A 14,640-nucleotide genomic window follows, 5' to 3' on the forward strand; every position below is an offset into this window, starting at 1 on the left:
CAACAACGGTCAGCCCAACAACGGTCAGCCCAACAACGGTCAGCCCAACAACGGTTGTCCGGACGGGCTATGGCTGGACCCTGGGACTTATACGTGCGTCCAGAATCCTTGCCCTCCCGGGTGGCAACCCGCGCCTCGTTATGAATGCATACCCCCGGCAGGCGTTGGCTGGGGTGGAGGTGTTGCACCTAACCCAGGCGGGAGCGGACCCGGTGGTGTGCCGAACCCGGGCGTCATCGGCCCCGGGCCTGGGGCCGTGCCTAATTCGGGCGGGATCGGCACCGGTGGCGTCCCTAATGTGGGCGTGATCGGCTCCGGCGAGACGGGCCGCCCCGGCGACTGCGTAGTCGGAGTTGAGGGTCCCTGCAATGGCGTGCCCGACCCAGGCGCGATCGGCCCCTCTCCCCGCCAAGGTACTGGCTCAAACGCGGTGCCGTGTCCTGCCGGGCAAACAGCGGTAGCCAGCGGCCAATGCGTGCCTTTCAGCGTCATCGGCCCTGGGCCGACAACGACAACGACAACGACAACGACTGCGCCGACAACGACAACGACAACGACTGCGCCGACAACGACAACGACGACGACTGCGCCGACCACGACCACGACTGCGACGACGACGACCGAAGAAAACACAACGGAGGCCGAGAGCGAAACCGCTGAGGGATAGAGGTGACGTCGCCACTAGGAACTGAACGGCTCGGCCTCACGCCCGCACGCCTGGCGCCATTATTGCGCGCTCATATTGACCGAGGCGAACCCGGCTGGTCCGCCCGAGGTTCGGTGTAGTCGGTACTCTGCTGCGTACGAACTTTTCTGGACTCCCTTGGCGCACGGCTGACTACTCCTCGCTGCTCCCGCGCGTGTAGTGAAGCGCACCGGGTTCAGTGGGGCGAACCAGTTTGTGTGGTAGTGCGCTACTCAGGCCCACCTAGCCGAACAGCCAGGCGGCAGTGCCGCCGAGCGCCGGGCCCACCGTGACCTCCCACCGGTAGATGTAGAGCCTCGTCCAGGTGGCCAAGCTCCAGAACGGCAGCGCATGACGGAGCCGGTGCGGCCACAGATGGCAGCGAGCGCAGAGCCACATGAGGTCCCGGTCGAGCTCGTGGCCAAGCCGCGTGTAGGTCAGGTGGTGCAGGTGGATGCGCCGGGTCGCTCCACAGTTCCGGCACTTCTTCGGGTGGTGCACCTCGTACGCAGCGATCCGCTGCCGTCAGCGAGCGCTCCGGATGTACGACTCATAGAAGGCAGAGCGGGCCACTCACCGCTGCGCTGCGAGCTCCACCCGAAGTCGGTAGCCCTCGAACGGCCAGAGCTGACGCAGGGCGTCCTCGTAAGCGAGCTTCTGCCCGAGCTCCTCGTTGAAGTTCTCCGGAGACGCCGGCGCCGACTTACCCACGACCGTGAAGCCAGTCCGCGTCGTGACGATGCAGATCGTCAGCAGATCCAGCGGGTGGGCTCCGTGGTGCTCCGAGTCTCCGAGCACCAGCCGGCCGGGGTTCAGGTAGTCGACCCGGTCGATCTGCGCCTTCAGGTCGTCGAGCGTCACCCGAGGTGCGGTGGCAACGGCAGCGGATGCTTGATCTGTCTCTTCGAGGCTTCCCATGCCCCTCTGGTCTAGCCGCTCGGCACCGTCCCATCGCGCACGTACGTCCTGCCCTCGCGCTCCATCACCAGCTGCTCGTCGGCCGCCGGCACGTGGTCCGGTCAGCACCAACTCGTCACAGACCCGGCACCGATACGACCGGTGGCCCCCGCTACCTCGAGGCACGCCCTCGCAGTGACAGCTGGCCCACCCGATGAGCACTCGGTTCGGGCCGAAGCGGTGGCCCTGGCTGCAGCCGTCCGGCGGGATCTCGATGAGCTCTCCTGGCACCTGGCCATGATGCGTCAGGGGTCGGACAGAGGCCCATCTACTGGCACAACCCTGCCTCGAACTCATGGACGAAGTTCCATTGCCTCCACGAACGAGTTAGTAGGCGTTTCCAGTTGACTTCCTGACCGCCACGCGGACAATCCCGGACCATGGCACAGAAGACGGTCGTCTCCCTCATCGACGACCTCGATGGCACCGAGGCAAATGAGACCGTTGAGTACGGTCTCGACGGCGTCACCTACGAGATCGACCTGAACGACGACAACGCGACCAAGCTCCGCGACGCTCTTGCTCCCTACGTCGCAGCCGCCCGGCGTACCAGTGGCAAGCGGTCTACCGTCAAGGACGCGGTCAAGAAGGCGGTCGGCGGCACCCCCAAGCGGTCAAGGGAAGAGAACCAGCGCATCCGAGAGTGGGCGAAGAAGCAGGGGCTCGAGGTGTCCGAGCGGGGCCGCATCCCGAACGAGGTGGCCGAGGCGTACGACGCTCGCCAGCTCAGCAAGTCGCCGGGCTAGTCCTACCGGGCTTCCGGAGGCCGAGGGATTGTGAAGCCGGTCGACTGCTTGGGCTTGCACTCGCCCCGGCAGCTCGGTCCGGCGCAACCCTCCACCATGCCGACTCGGTCCCAGTGACCCATGAACACCGGAGCAGTACTGACGACTTCTTTGACGAGCGTTTCCATGAACCTCAATAGTATGACTAGTCATACTATTGTGCAAATAGTGAACTCCCGCCCTTCGGTTGGGCAAGCCCTTCGCCCTACGGGCTCGGACTCTCGCCGTAATGGGAAGGCGTGCCTCGCGACTCTCTTAGAGGAGAACGGTGACTACTGGCCGTAGGGGCTATCACTCAGGGCTCGCGCTGGCTTCGGTGGGCGCCGTTGCGGCAGTCTTTCTCGGCACCACGTTTGGTGTCGGTGGCGCTCTTGACCAGCCGCCCCAAACGGATTTCTACAGCACGTCGGCTCAAGTGCTGGCTGGAATACTCGTGGCATTGGCTATCGAATTCGGTAACGCAATGAGAAGCGACCCCACACAGGCACAGATCGTCGTCACCGGCTACTGCGGCGGCATGGGCCTGGTTTGTGTCCTGAACGGTCTGACTTGGTCGTTCGCAGGTCTACTGGACCCAGGCGAACCCATTCCATTCCAGCAGATCGCCGGCAGTGTCGCTGGTGGGATCACCGCCGTCACGATCCCGTTTCTCTACAGCTTCTGGGCATTCCCTCGCAGGATCAGGGAGTCGCTGTCAGACGGATAACCAGCTCAGGCCGCCTTCCCACAGCCGCGCTGCGTGGATGGTCATCGTGGCGGGGAACTTCGTCTGATCGTTGACCAGCGCCTTGGCGTCCCTAGGCCAGGAGCCGTTCACTGCAAGGTTGCAGATGAGGTACATGGGCCGGTCGGGCACGTAGCTGGCATCGGCCTGAGTCGCCAGCTTGCCGTCGATGTAGAAGTCGACACCGTCCGTCTTCACGTGCGCGCCGTACGTGTGGCGCTCCGTCATGGGCTTGGCCAGCGTGATGGACTTCGGGCCCATCTGGTCGGAGTAGGCGCCGGGGCGGGTCGTGCGCTTGTGAGCGTTGACCTTCGCTACCGAGGGCTGGTGCATCAGGCCTTCGAGGATGTCGAGCTCGGGCGGGGCGTTGCCCTCGACCGGGATGAGCCAGCCCGCCGGCCACAACCCGGATCCCGCCGGCAGCTCGAGCTCGACTTCTCAGAAGCCAAAGCGAGCCTCAGCGATGCCCTTGGTGTTGACCGCTCCCGACGTGAAGGGCAGCGACCTGCGACCGTCACGCAGCTGGCCACGGACGCCGTTGTTGACGATGGTCGCCGGGACCGGCGAGTTCTCACGCTTCGCCACGAGGTTGATGGCCTCTGACCGAGCACCTGCGATCGCCGGCAAGTGCTCGACGTTCGCCGGCACGTACGCCTGGTCCTCCCGGTTGCCCTCGTTCGTCGACCACTGCGGACCCCACGGGTAACCCGTGCGCCTGGCCAGCTCCGCAAGGCTGGAGAACTTCGACACCCACTCCCCCGGCACACCGAGGGGTCCGCTCGCCGGCGACGGCACCTGCGCCTTCAGGTCGGCGATCTGTGCCTGCAGGGCGCCGATCTCCGCTTCGTACTTCATCGCCAGGTCTTCCACCACCTCTTCGGCGGCATCAACGGCTTGACGGATGTTGTGGAAGGGCGTCGACACTCTCGGTCCTGCTTTCTGTGGAACTGCCCGCAGCTTTGCACCGCTGGGCGTGGTCGTCGAGACGTCAGGCCTTCGCCGACTTCCCTTTCATCTGTGAGAACACTTCGAACGCCTTAGTGATGTCGGCGGCGAACGCCTCGCCACTCACCTCGATGTTCTCCGTCCTACCGCCAGTGGCCAGCTGCATTCGGCCATCTCATAGACCGGCTCCATGTCCTCGTTGAGATTCAACAAGCCGTCCGAGATCTCGTCCTGGTCCACCACCTGGCGGTCGATCTCGACCCCAACTAGGTGCTCAGGGCACTCAGGCAACGGGGCATCCAACAAGAGCGCCTCGAGGATGTTGTGCTGGTGCGTGCCGATGTCGGCCGCCAACTTGCGTAGACGCTCTGCCTCACCGGTGACCCACTTCAGAGTCGCTTCCATGCCCTCATCCTTGAGCTTCTGCATCACCTCTTCGAGGTTGTCCAGGATGAACATCGCAGTGGTCTTGCCGTGCCACTGGCGGAGAAACGGCTTGTCAGTCGCAGCCCCCAGAGCGGTCGTCATCGACACTATGAATCGCGACTCAACGAGCGTGTTCAACTTGGAGGACGGCGACAAGTTCTTCACCGCTGAGTTCACCGTCAACCCGTTCGAGACTCAGTAACCAATTTCCCTGATTGCCTAGAGGCTGCGACCGCCCTCCCTCCCGGTCAAGGGTCGCTCAGAAACTTCTTGGCCTTCGGCCGCTTCGCTGCAAGAACTTTCTTCACTTCCTCCCTATGACCGTGAGCCTCCGAGGGCGGCACGGCCGTCTCCGACGGCGAGGCCCAAACCCACGGCCTCGCCTCGAAACGGCAATCAGGGAGATGACAGGCGATGAGCAAGGAATCGGCCGAGTGGCTCAACCGGAACGTCCTCATGGCAACACGGACGCACGGGGAAAGGCCTGGCACTGGCGTGCGAGCGCCCAGGGCGACGAGCCCAACCACTACCCGGGCTTCGTGCCCGTGGACGACGTTCTGCGGCGCCTCTTCGACTGGACCGCCGTCGAGCTGCCCGTGTACGTCGCGGTCCCTGGTGAGGGCGACGAGAGCGAGTACCGGGCCCTGCCGGGCCGTAAGGCGATCGCAGCCGACGACACGTACGAGGTGCTCGGCCTGTTCAAGGACGGGTACGCCCCGCACCAGTACCGGGAGTGGCTCCTCGAGAACGTGAGCACGATCCTGGACGACGACCTCGGCATCAGCTCCGCCGGCCTACTCCGGAACCGAGCGGTGGCGTGGGTCGAGGTGTCGGTCCCCGACTCGATCACGACGCCCGAGGGTGTGGCGTTCCGTCCCAACCTGCTCGCCTGCACGAGCTTCGACGGCACGGTGGCCACGACCTACAAGCGGACGATCACCAACACCGTCTGCGACAACACCATGGGTGCGGCGCTGCAGGAGGACGGCCAGCAGCTCAAGGCGAAGCACACCAAGAACTCCGGCATGAAGATCGCTGACGCCCGGGAGGCCCTGGCGATCGTGCACACGGCGGCCGACGACTTCGCCGCCGAGGTGGCCCGGCTGTGCGACGTCACCGTGACGGACGCCCAGTGGTCGCAGTTCCTCGCCGGGATCGCCCCCGACGGTGACTCGAAACGCTCCAAGACGATGGCGGCCGAGAAGCGCAGCCAGCTCGACAACCTGTGGCGCTTCGACGCCCGGGTGGAGCCGTGGAGCGGCTCGGCCTGGGGCGCCCTGCAGGCGGTGAACACCTGGGGCCAGCACATCCGAGGCACCCGGGGCGCCACGCAGCGGGCAGAGCGCAACGCCATCGAAACGATCGACGGCTCGGTCGAGGCCGCCGACGCCGAGGTGCTGAAGGTGCTCGCCGGGATCTCCGGCTGACGAGCGGGGCGGGAGCCCACTTTCCCGGGGCTCCCGCCCCTTCCCCCGACTGTTCGTTTCGTCAGATACGGAGTCTCCGCCATGTACTGCCCCGTTTGCCTCGAGGAGGTCGAGGAGGGTCGGCCCGTCGACTGGACGATGCCCGAGTTCCTCCCGGTCCCGACCTACCGCCACTCGCTCGACGGCTCGACCCTCTGTATCCGCATTGGGATGAACGGCTACGAGCCCACCGAGCCGACCTTCACCCGCCTCGAGTTGATCCGCCAGCGCACCGAGGCGATGCAGACCGCCGAGGCGCAGCGCCTGGCTCTGGTGGTCGAGGAGCTCGACGCCGGCGGCAGCTGGGCCGAGGTGCTCACGGCCGCCGGCGTCGCCGGCGACGGCATAGCCACGGACGAGCTCGAGGAGATGGTCACCGACTACCGCCACCAGCGGGAGGAGTGATGTTCGATCCCGTGCCAGCCCTGGCGGAGCGCATCGTCACGGCCGAGCATCTGTTGTCCATCCACCGAGGTGACCGAGACGGCGCCCGCAGCCGGATGAGTGCGAGCTTCCACGGGTCGAGCGGAGGCACGGTGTCGTTCCAGGTCGACGGCCAGGTGGTCCGGTAGTCGGCCGCCGGTGGCCACCGTGCAGAGGTAAAGGTCTCGGCCCTGTTGGCGTTCGCCGTCGAGCGGATGACCGACGAGGCGGGCGAGCGCATGGCCGCCTGCTACGCCGAGTACGTCGCCGCAGCGACGGCCAACTCCGCCTTGGCGGGCCCGCTGTACGGGAAGGACCCGGAGGGCAACGAGGCGAAGGGCCGGGAGTACCAGCGGGCGCGCCGGGCCCTCTACGAGGCTGCCGCAGCAGTGTGGACAACCCAGCCGGCCGGCGCTCAGCTCGGCCTCTTCTAGGCGATCCGTCCGATAACGATTGCTGGGGCTCGCTCGCTCGCGGGCCCCCACAAGATCGCCTCGAGGCCAGGACCGCCGCCGCGGCGGCCGCCAGCGAGTGACGTACGCCACACTTGGCAGCCATCTTGCACAGATCGGCCCCCACCAGGACCTAGGTCCCGACACTCGCTGATGGAGGAGGGAAGCTCATGGACCCGCTGCTCACCGTGCGCGCCGCGCTGGTCTTCCTGGTGGTCTGCGTGGTGGCGATCGTGGCGTTCGTGCTCGCCTACGTAGCCTCGACCCCGCGCAACCCGGCCACCGCTGCCCTGGTTGCCGGAGCCGCTGCCGGCGGAGCGCTTCTAACTATCAACCAATTGATTGGTGGTTGAGGCCGTGAACACCCCCACGGAGCCAGAACAGCCCGGCGACGAAGCCACGGAGGCGGCACTCACCAGACCGCCGGCGCTATCGCCAAGCATGCCTGCTGGGTCGTTGGCCGAGTACACGACCTTCTACAAGAGCGCTGTACCTCAACTGACCGCCTACATCATGGCCGTCTACAACGCCTCGAAGCGCGAAGCGGCGGAGTGCGCCCACGAGGCGCTCGTCCAGTACCTCCATCACCGGACGCGTGTCCAACACCCGATGGCGTGGTGTCGTCAAGCAGCGAAGTCAACCTTCCTGAAGCGCATGTACGACGCGGTGGAATCATTCGCCGAAATCCCGGCCACGGGCGCTCCGCTCTACCAGAGCGACAACACCGAGGACCCCGACAAGAAACAGCGCGCCACCCTGCTTCCGCTGATCGCGCAGCTGGCCCCACGCCAACGTGAGGTTGTGACGCTCGTCCTTGCCAGCTACTCCCACAAAGAAATTGCCGAGGAGCTTAACCTGACGGAGGACGTCGTCCGCAGCAACCTGCGTCATGCCAAGGAGCGGCTGACAGAACTCTACGACGCGCAGCGCACTAAGGGATCGGGGGAGCACCAGTGAGCGCAAACAACCCGCACGAGGTGGACGCGGTCTTCGCTCGGCTGACTGGGGAGTACAACGATCTCGTCAACGAGCTCGTCGCCGAGCTCGACCTCGACGCCGGGCTCGAGGTTGCCCTGCAGGCGCAGCGGTACAGCGAACTGGTGGAAGAACTCACCGAGGAGCTCGACCTCGACAAGGGCGTGAACGCAGCGCTCGATACACTCAACCCGAAAGCGGTCGACTCGCAAAGCCCGGACTGGCCCAATTACACATACAACGAGCACTCGAAGCCAGTAACCCGGCCCGAGGTGAAGCACTCCGACGACGCTCGCCCTCCATCGCAGAACGCCCGCGTCGGCCAAGTCCTAGACGACATCGCGGCGATCCGGAACGCGGCGATTCCATTCACGCCATCCCGCCGGATGGTGGACACCCTCGACGAGCTCGCCAACGGCATCCGAACCCGATACTTGTCTCGGGAGGCCGCGACGGAGCTCGTTGCCAGGGCGCAGGGGGAATGGGCGTGGACAATGGACGCTCTGGCTAGGTCGAGCCCATCCACCAGAACCTTTGACGCAGTGGAGCAGGTCCTGAATCTTGCCGAGGACCTGAAGGCCCTGGGCCACAAGGTCTACCTGTTGTGGGAGCCCTCGACGTCGGACCAGTGGTCGGGCGATTGGAGCCGAACCTGACGAGGTGCTGGGGCGTCATGCGCTCTGGCAGTTCTCACACGGAAGCCCAAGACGAAGCCGCCCGGATGAGGGGCTGCCCCGGTGACGGGAGACAAGGTGCATGGCTGATGAGGAGGACACGCCGAAGAAGTCGGGGCGGCGGCTGACCTGGCGAGCAGCCCGCGACTACGTCGTCAAGCACAAGCGCAAGTTCGCTGTCGCCGGCGGCCTGGCGGTGTTCGGCCTGCTCTGGTGGCTGGTACCGCTGCTGTTGTACCGCAGTGGCGGGTCTCCAGACGCACTGCTCACGGCCGTGACCACGACCCGAGTAGGCCTGCTGGCGGGCTTCGTGGGCCTCGGAGCCCTGGGCACCTTCTGGGTAAACAGCCGGACCTTGCGGATCACTGCCAAGACCTTCGAGGTGACTGAGCAGGGCCACCTCACCGACCGCTACACCAAGGCCATCGGCCAACTCGGGGACGAGCAGCTCGACGTCCGCCTTGGTGGCATCTACGCCCTCGAACGCCTCGCCATCGACTCCGAGCGTGATCACCCCACCGTTGTGGAAGTCCTCAGCGCCTTCGTCCGGGAGCGCAGTAGGCCCGACCGAACTGAGAAGCCGACAGTCGCTGAGGTGCTTCAATCCCTCCTGGCGGACTCGGAGAAGCCAACATCAGGGGAAGCGCAGGGCGACGGCCCGGCTCCAGCTACCGACGTCCAAGCCGCTCTCGCAGTGCTGGGCCGTCTACCTGTCAGGGAGGGCGTGAGTCGAGGCGATCTATCGGGGGCGACCTTGACTGGCGCCAACCTCCGTGGGGCTAACCTGACCGGCGCCAACCTCCGTGGGGCTAACCTGACCAGCGCCACCCTGGAGAGCGCGAACCTGACCAGGGCCGATCTCACTGAGGCGGACCTGACCAGGGCCAGCCTCTGGAAGGCGAACCTGACCAGCGCCGATCTCCCTGAGGCTGACCTGACCGGCGCCAACCTCCTTGGGGCTGACCTGACTGGCGCCACCCTGGAGAGCGCGAACCTGACCGACGCCACCCTGGGCCCGGACCTGACCCATGCCTGGCTCTACGGCGCGGACCTGACCCGCGCCAGACTCGGAGGGGCGGACCTGACCAACGTTAACCTCGGCGAGGCAATTCTGACCGACGCCCACCTAAGCGGGGCGAAACTGAGCGACGCCAACCTCGAGCAGGCGAACCTGGCAAACGCAGACCTCGGCGGGGCAGACCTGACTGGCGCCTGGCTCCGTTGGGCGAACCTGAGCAGAGCCGCTCTCCCTGCGGCGGACCTGACCCACGCTGGCCTCATCGAGGCGAACCTGACTGGCGCCAACCTCTACAGGGCGAACCTCACCAGCGCCAGTCTCGAGCGGGCGAACCTGACCGAAGCTAAGGGCGTGACGCGCAGACAAATCGCCTCTGCGCTAGGCGATATAGCGACCTTGCTGCCCGACGGAATTCCCCGGCCCAAGTCCTGGGGCTGACGGCCGCCTCCGGGCTTGAGTTACTCGAGGAGAGGAGCAGCGCCCTCAATCTCCGGGCCTCGATCTGAAGGACGCCGTCGCCGAGTCACTGTGGGGTCCCCTCTGATCCTGATGGTCCTCTTCAGGAGCATCCTCCGCCGGGACGCTCGTGCTGTGAGGGGCCGTGGCCGGCACACGGTCGGCGACACGGCTGAAGACACTGACGATGTCGTGCAACACGGTCGGAACGCCCTTGGTCTCCGCTCGACAGAGCGCCACGATCACAACGAAGCCCACGACCAGGGTGAGCAGCAGGATCGGGCTGATGAGCAGCACCGCGACAGAAACGGACATTGTCATCCTTCGGGCACCAGGAGACCCCGCGCGTCGCGAACGGGCGGGGGGCAGGGGGTAGGGAGCCGGGCGCGGGATCAGGCCTCGTCGACGCAGCAAACCGTCACCGGGTTGCGGACGTCCCGGAGCTTGGCCGGCTGCCCCTTCTCATGACGTCTGAGCTTCGAAGTCGAGATCATGAGCCCGCGGACGAGGTCGGAGGCCTTCTATAGGAAGCATGTCGCTGTGCAACTTGGCCGGGCAGCTTGAGCCGAGCACCTTGCAGGCCTGCTGTATCCCGTGACGGCGCACTCAGGCATCGAGTCATTGGGGCCGTTGCCGGTCGTTGATGGCGCAGTAACGACAGAGCGAAGGCATTGAAGGGCACGCTCCGACTCGTACCTCGACACGTCCATCCGTCTCAACACCCCGATCGACTGCTCGCTCTGAGCAGTCGATCGACAGCCAAGCAACTGAACAAGGAGTAATCAGATGTCAGCAACACCCACCGTCGAACGAAAGAACGTCGACCCGAAAGAGCTACTGCTCGACGTCAACGTTCGCCAGGACACTCAACTCGATCCCGACTTCGTGGCCAGCGTCAGGGAGAACGGCGTGCTCGTTCCCCTCGCTGCCGTGCGCACCGCATCCGGCGACCTTCGTGTCCGCTTCGGCCATCGCCGCACCCTCGCCGCCATCAAGGCTGGTCACGAGACCGTCCCGGTCGACGTCATCGGGAACGAGGGCGACGACGACGCAACGCAGATCGAGCGCATCCTGGGCCAATTTGCCGAGAACGAGCACCGAGCCGGGTTGACCGACTCGGAAAAGATCGACGCCGTTCAGCAGCTTTCCGCCTTCGGCATGAAGCCCACGCAGATCGCCAAGCGAGCCCGCATCGCCAAAGAGGACGTGAAGGCTCGGCGACACAGGCGAGCAGCGCGACGGTATCGAGTCCACGCTGCGAAGAACACCTTCGGACCCGCCGGACCGCTTGACCAGACGCCGGTCACGATCACCGCTGTGGCCCGCTGCCTCGTTGTCGACGACGCCGGGTAGATAAGGGCGCCGTTCTGGCGCACCAGCGAAGCGGTCATCGGCGGCTGGGCACCGGGCCGCGGTCGGCACCACGGCAGCCTCGGCGCGGTGCTGCTCGGCCACCCCCGGCCCGGTGGGCAGCTGCGCTACATCGGCCACGTCGGTACCGGCTTCACCGATACCGCCCGCGACCGTCTCCGCGACCTCCTCGCCGGCGGGGAGCGCGCGGCGAGCCCGTTCGGCGGGCCTGTCCTCGACGAATCCCGCGCCCGGTGGTGCGCACCCTGCCACGTCGGCGAGGTCCGGTTCTGCAGCTGGACCGACGACGGGCACCTGCGTCACCCGTCCTGGCGCGGCCTGCGACCCGACCGCGACCCAGCCGAGCTGATCTCGCCGGGAAGCGGCTGATCGGAGGTCCTGACATCAACCGACCCGCGCAGCCGCACCCTCTGCACTGCGAGTCGGGGCGTCGACCTCGACGGCACCGACCGTGGGCTCCGCTCTGTGGGTGGGGGAGACGGGCCGCGTGGGGCGGGTGGGTGAGCGCCCTGGAGCGACACCCGTCACGCGCTCACGGTTCGTCCAGCCGCGCGAGGGAGGCACTGATGGCGCTAGCTGAAGCTCCCCACTCCTGCTAGATCAACTTCCCCAGGTCGTACGGCGGCTCCGGCGTGGTGCCGGGGCCGGGAGCGGGCCTGTCGCTGGGCTGCTGGTCAGTGATCACCAGCAGAGCAGCGGGAGGCCCGGGTGCTGTCCTGGGAGGCAGATGTGGAAGCGCACGCGTTGCGCGAGCAGGGCTGGACGATCTCGGCGATCGCCCGGCATCTGGGCCATGACCGCAAGACCATCCGCGCCTACCTCGAGGGCCGACGGGTCCCCGAGGCGCGGGTGCGCCGCGAGCCGACGGTGGCCGAGCCGTTCCTGGAGTACTGCCGGCTGCGCCTGGGCGAAGACCCGCACCTGTGGGCCTCGACCCTGTTCGACGAGCTCGCCGGGCTCGGGTTCAGCGGGTCGTATCCGTCGTTGACCGCCGCGATCCGCACCCACGGGTTGCGGCCGCACTGCGAGCCCTGCCAGGCCTCGAAGGGCCGGGACACCGCGGTGATCACCCATCCGGCCGGGGAGGAGACCCAGTGGGACTGGGTCGAGCTGCCCGACCCGCCGACGGGGTGGGGGCTCGGGCGAGAGGCGCATCTGCTGGTCGGGTCGCTGGCGCACTCGGGACGCTGGCGGGCGGTGCTCGCCGAAGCCGAGGACTTCCCGCACCTGATCGAGGCTCTCGACCGCGTGACCCGCAAGCTGGGCGGGCTGACCCGCCGGTGGCGCTTCGACCGGATGGCCACCGTCTGCTCCCCGCAGTCGGGGACGGTGTCGCGGCGTTCGCGCAGGCCGCCAAGCACTACGCGGTGGCGGTCGATCTGTGCCCGCCGCGGCACGGCAACCGCAAGGGCGTGGTGGAGAAGGCCAACCACTCCGCGGCGCAGCGCTGGTGGCGCACCCTGGGCGACGACGCCACCGTCGCCGCTGCGCAGCAGAGCCTTGACGAGCTCTGTGAGCGTCTCGACGGCCGGGTCCGGCGCCGTGACGGCGAGCGAACCACGGTCGCCGAGCTCGCCGCGGATGAGGGCTGCGGGCGGCGCCGGCGACGGCGTTCCCGGCCGAGCTGGCCGTGGTGCGCACGGTGTCGGCCCAGGCGCTGGTGTCGTTCCGCGGGAACCGGTACTCGGTGCCGCCGGGGATGCCCGGCGCGCAGGTCGTGGTCCGCCACCGTCTCGGGGCCGAGCAGCTGCGGATCGTCACCGCCACCGGCGCCACCGTCGCGGTCCACCGCCGCGCCCCCACCGGCGCCGGCGCGACGATCCGCGACGAGGGGCACGTCCGCGCCCTGGAGAGCCGCGTACTGGCCGAGTTCAGCGACGCTCGACCCTGCCGCTCGAAGACCCGCCGCCCGGCCGGGGACGCCTCCCGCGCCGAAGCCGCCCGGCTGCGCGGAACCCCGGGCGCATCAGTGGGGAGCCCGGCGGGGAGTACGGCCCAGCGGGTCGTGATCGACATGGCCGCCTACGCCGCCCTCGTTCCTGCCGCCGCCCGAGCCACCAGCACGAACGCCGGTGAGCTGCGGTGACCACCAACCCGACCAGCGAGGCCCGCCGCTATCAGAACCTGCGCGCCCACCTGGGCTACCTCAAGCTCAACGACGCCGCCGAGCACCTCAACACCGTGCTCGATGTCGCCCGCTCCGACGGGCTGTCGCTGACCGCCGCGCTCGAGCGGCTGCTCGAGATCGAGGTCGAAGCCACCGAAGCCCGCCGGCTGGCCTCGAGGCTGCGGTTCGCCTGCCTGCCCGGTCCCTGGACCATCGCCGACTTCGACTTCGCCGCCCAACCCGGCGTCGACGAGAACCTCGTCCGCGACCTCGCCACGCTGCGCTTCCTCGACGACGCCGCCAACGTCCTGTTCGTCGGCCCACCCGGAGTCGGCAAGACCATGCTCGCCACCGCCCTCGCTCGGGGCACCGCCGAGGCCGGGGCGCGGGTCTACTTCACCACCGCCGCCGACCTCGCCGCCAAGTGCCACAAGGCCGCCCTCGAGGGCCGCTGGAACACCTGCATGCGCTTCTTCGCCGGACCCCGGCTTCTCGTGATCGACGAGCTCGGCTACCTGCCGCTGCCCGGCGACGGCGCCTCGGCGCTGTTCCAGGTCATCAACCAGCGCTACCTCAAGTCCTCCACGATCCTCACGACCAACGTCGGCATCGCCGACTGGGCCGGCGCCTTCGGCGACGCCACCGTCGCCGCGGCCATGCTCGACCGGCTCCTGCACCGCGCCACCGTCGTCGGCATCGACGGACCCTCCTACCGACTCCGCGCCCACCAGCGCACCTCGGACACCCTGCGCGCCGCCGCCGGCCACCGCCCCGCGCCCGCCGCAGGTCAGGGAGGCAGCCATGCCAGCTGACCCGAGCACCAACGACGAGGCGGACTGGCGAGCCGAGCGCGCCTGCCCGATCTGCTGGACCACCTTCACCCCTGCCGGGCCACGGCACCGCTACTGCTCCGACCGCTGCCGCAAGCACGCCCACCTGCGACGGCGAGCCGAACCGGCAGCCACCAGCGACAGCCGCGCACCCGAGTCCACCCCGGCACCCATCGCCGTTCGGGACTGCCCCCACTGCGGCGGCGAGGTCAGCATCGTCGCTCTGCTCACCACCCCCGAAGCCGCCCGACCCGCCCTTCCCGGACCCGGCGTCGCGACCGGACTCCGTCCGGCCCTTGACAACCCCATGTCAACCCCGGGGTGGGTCGTTCCCGTCGTGGGCAGT

At 67.6% G+C, this 14,640-nt stretch carries 19 protein-coding genes; 15 read left to right on the top strand and 4 right to left on the bottom strand.

Annotated features, from left to right (window positions below; all coding sequences use genetic code 11):
• The first annotated feature begins 471 nt into the window (after window positions 1–471).
• On the top strand, window positions 472–660 hold the full coding sequence (locus tag PH190_RS30245; protein WP_274235257.1) for a hypothetical protein: 189 nt from the start codon (window positions 472–474) through the stop codon (window positions 658–660).
• A 598-nt stretch (window positions 661–1,258) separates the two neighbouring features.
• On the opposite strand, the gene PH190_RS30250 is transcribed toward PH190_RS30245, so the two are convergent.
• Complete coding sequence (locus tag PH190_RS30250; protein WP_274235258.1) at window positions 1,259–1,546, bottom strand: Gp49 family protein; 288 nt, start codon at window positions 1,544–1,546, stop codon at window positions 1,259–1,261.
• Between the two features lie 476 nt (window positions 1,547–2,022).
• Here PH190_RS30250 and PH190_RS30255 point away from each other — a divergent pair, with 476 nt between their 5' ends.
• Together PH190_RS30255 and PH190_RS30260 are read left to right on the top strand one after the other, a co-directional pair.
• Window positions 2,023–2,388 carry a histone-like nucleoid-structuring protein Lsr2 gene (locus tag PH190_RS30255; RefSeq protein WP_274235259.1) on the top strand — a complete coding sequence of 122 codons (366 nt, stop codon included), beginning with the start codon at window positions 2,023–2,025 and terminating at the stop codon, window positions 2,386–2,388.
• Between the two features lie 355 nt (window positions 2,389–2,743).
• Window positions 2,744–3,133 (top strand): hypothetical protein, encoded by a 390-nt coding sequence (locus PH190_RS30260; protein ID WP_274235260.1) that lies wholly within the window; start codon window positions 2,744–2,746, stop codon window positions 3,131–3,133.
• Here PH190_RS30260 and PH190_RS30265 read toward each other — a convergent pair.
• The 3 genes from PH190_RS30265 to PH190_RS30275 form a co-directional block, all read right to left on the bottom strand.
• Entirely contained in the window at window positions 3,122–3,574 is a 453-nt protein-coding gene (locus tag PH190_RS30265; RefSeq protein ID WP_274235273.1) for a family 16 glycosylhydrolase, read from the bottom strand. The genes PH190_RS30260 and PH190_RS30265 overlap by 12 nt on opposite strands.
• 15 nt (window positions 3,575–3,589) lie before the next feature.
• Window positions 3,590–4,075 (bottom strand): hypothetical protein, encoded by a 486-nt coding sequence (locus PH190_RS30270; RefSeq protein ID WP_274235261.1) that lies wholly within the window; start codon window positions 4,073–4,075, stop codon window positions 3,590–3,592.
• A gap of 144 nt (window positions 4,076–4,219) precedes the next feature.
• Window positions 4,220–4,624, bottom strand: a complete 405-nt coding sequence (locus tag PH190_RS30275) for a hypothetical protein (protein ID WP_274235262.1) — start codon at window positions 4,622–4,624, stop codon at window positions 4,220–4,222.
• 302 nt (window positions 4,625–4,926) lie between these two features.
• Here PH190_RS30275 and PH190_RS30280 point away from each other — a divergent pair, with 302 nt between their 5' ends.
• The 12 genes from PH190_RS30280 (at window position 4,927) to istB (ending at window position 14,276) form a co-directional block, all read left to right on the top strand.
• Entirely contained in the window at window positions 4,927–5,949 is a 1,023-nt protein-coding gene (locus PH190_RS30280) for a DUF932 domain-containing protein (RefSeq protein WP_274235274.1), read from the top strand.
• A gap of 81 nt (window positions 5,950–6,030) precedes the next feature.
• The gene (locus PH190_RS30285; protein WP_274235263.1) at window positions 6,031–6,393 is read left to right on the top strand and encodes a hypothetical protein; all 363 of its coding nucleotides are present in this window, start codon (window positions 6,031–6,033) and stop codon (window positions 6,391–6,393) included.
• On the top strand, window positions 6,393–6,560 hold the full coding sequence (locus PH190_RS30290) for a hypothetical protein (RefSeq protein ID WP_274235264.1): 168 nt from the start codon (window positions 6,393–6,395) through the stop codon (window positions 6,558–6,560). The genes PH190_RS30285 and PH190_RS30290 overlap by 1 nt, the downstream gene beginning before the upstream one ends.
• A gap of 45 nt (window positions 6,561–6,605) precedes the next feature.
• Window positions 6,606–6,845, top strand: coding sequence for a hypothetical protein (locus PH190_RS30295; RefSeq protein WP_274235265.1), 240 nt, complete (start codon window positions 6,606–6,608; stop codon window positions 6,843–6,845).
• Window positions 6,846–7,033: 188 nt separating this feature from the next.
• Window positions 7,034–7,216 (top strand): hypothetical protein, encoded by a 183-nt coding sequence (locus PH190_RS30300; RefSeq protein WP_274235266.1) that lies wholly within the window; start codon window positions 7,034–7,036, stop codon window positions 7,214–7,216.
• 4 nt (window positions 7,217–7,220) lie between these two features.
• Window positions 7,221–7,820: an RNA polymerase sigma factor gene (locus tag PH190_RS30305; RefSeq protein ID WP_274235267.1), complete on the top strand. Its 600-nt coding sequence runs from the start codon at window positions 7,221–7,223 to the stop codon at window positions 7,818–7,820.
• On the top strand, window positions 7,817–8,494 hold the full coding sequence (locus PH190_RS30310; RefSeq protein ID WP_274235268.1) for a hypothetical protein: 678 nt from the start codon (window positions 7,817–7,819) through the stop codon (window positions 8,492–8,494). The genes PH190_RS30305 and PH190_RS30310 overlap by 4 nt, the downstream gene beginning before the upstream one ends.
• 100 nt (window positions 8,495–8,594) lie before the next feature.
• The gene (locus PH190_RS30315; protein WP_274235269.1) at window positions 8,595–9,968 is read left to right on the top strand and encodes a pentapeptide repeat-containing protein; all 1,374 of its coding nucleotides are present in this window, start codon (window positions 8,595–8,597) and stop codon (window positions 9,966–9,968) included.
• Between the two features lie 804 nt (window positions 9,969–10,772).
• Window positions 10,773–11,339: a ParB/RepB/Spo0J family partition protein gene (locus PH190_RS30320; protein WP_274235270.1), complete on the top strand. Its 567-nt coding sequence runs from the start codon at window positions 10,773–10,775 to the stop codon at window positions 11,337–11,339.
• 36 nt (window positions 11,340–11,375) lie between these two features.
• Window positions 11,376–11,726, top strand: coding sequence for an ATP dependent DNA ligase (locus tag PH190_RS30325; protein WP_274235275.1), 351 nt, complete (start codon window positions 11,376–11,378; stop codon window positions 11,724–11,726).
• Window positions 11,727–12,987: 1,261 nt separating this feature from the next.
• Window positions 12,988–13,443, top strand: a complete 456-nt coding sequence (locus PH190_RS30330) for a Mu transposase domain-containing protein (RefSeq protein WP_274235271.1) — start codon at window positions 12,988–12,990, stop codon at window positions 13,441–13,443.
• Window positions 13,440–14,276 (top strand): IS21-like element helper ATPase IstB, encoded by an 837-nt coding sequence (istB, locus tag PH190_RS30335; protein WP_274235272.1) that lies wholly within the window; start codon window positions 13,440–13,442, stop codon window positions 14,274–14,276. The genes PH190_RS30330 and istB overlap by 4 nt, the downstream gene beginning before the upstream one ends.
• Window positions 14,277–14,640 lie beyond the last annotated feature (364 nt).

It is taken from the genome of Actinomycetospora straminea (assembly GCF_028737255.1).
Lineage (GTDB): Bacteria > Actinomycetota > Actinomycetes > Mycobacteriales > Pseudonocardiaceae > Actinomycetospora > Actinomycetospora straminea.

Excerpts from the sequence above, each read along its gene's own strand:
- PH190_RS30300 (WP_274235266.1), top strand. The coding sequence starts at position 7,034 with ATGGACCCGCTGCTCACCGTGCGCGCCGCGCTGGTCTTCCTGGTGGTC.
- PH190_RS30290 (WP_274235264.1), top strand. The coding sequence starts at position 6,393 with ATGTTCGATCCCGTGCCAGCCCTGGCGGAGCGCATCGTCACGGCCGAG.
- PH190_RS30245 (WP_274235257.1), top strand. The coding sequence starts at position 472 with ATGCGTGCCTTTCAGCGTCATCGGCCCTGGGCCGACAACGACAACGAC.
- PH190_RS30275 (WP_274235262.1), bottom strand. The coding sequence starts at position 4,624 with ATGACGACCGCTCTGGGGGCTGCGACTGACAAGCCGTTTCTCCGCCAG.
- PH190_RS30255 (WP_274235259.1), top strand. The coding sequence starts at position 2,023 with ATGGCACAGAAGACGGTCGTCTCCCTCATCGACGACCTCGATGGCACC.
- PH190_RS30280 (WP_274235274.1), top strand. The coding sequence starts at position 4,927 with ATGACAGGCGATGAGCAAGGAATCGGCCGAGTGGCTCAACCGGAACGT.
- PH190_RS30285 (WP_274235263.1), top strand. The coding sequence starts at position 6,031 with ATGTACTGCCCCGTTTGCCTCGAGGAGGTCGAGGAGGGTCGGCCCGTC.
- PH190_RS30315 (WP_274235269.1), top strand. The coding sequence starts at position 8,595 with ATGGCTGATGAGGAGGACACGCCGAAGAAGTCGGGGCGGCGGCTGACC.
- PH190_RS30320 (WP_274235270.1), top strand. The coding sequence starts at position 10,773 with ATGTCAGCAACACCCACCGTCGAACGAAAGAACGTCGACCCGAAAGAG.